The 283-nt window shown below is 71.0% G+C and carries 1 protein-coding gene; it reads right to left on the bottom strand.

Annotation, left to right across the window (positions count from 1 at the left end; translation table 11 throughout):
* Positions 1–283: PhzF family phenazine biosynthesis protein (locus F2P45_RS35200; protein WP_187367272.1), on the bottom strand; the 283-nt coding region annotated here is incomplete at both ends.

Raw genomic sequence — 283 nt, 5'->3', positions numbered from 1 at the left:
ATGCGGATCAGGCAGGGCGCGCCCAGTGCAGCACCCTGATGCACCGTGATGGTGCAGCCCAGATGGGCCGCCAGCGCGCCCGCCGCCACCCCGGTGGCGCGGTCTTCCATGGCCGCATCGAGATGGTTGAAGTTGCGCCCTTCGTACGTGCGCGCGCCGCTGCGCCACAGCACGTAGCAGCCGTTGACCCCGTGTTCGCGGCCCCAGTCGACGATGCGCTCCAGCGGCGGACGCAGGGCGTGCAGGGTGGCGCGCTCAGGCACCTCGATCAGCAGCTTGGGAC

This window comes from Massilia mucilaginosa, from assembly GCF_011682145.1.
Lineage (GTDB): Bacteria > Pseudomonadota > Gammaproteobacteria > Burkholderiales > Burkholderiaceae_D > Telluria_A > Telluria_A mucilaginosa.
The sequence above is the reverse complement of the archived record's forward strand: the minus strand, read 5'-3'. Positions and strand labels throughout refer to the sequence as shown.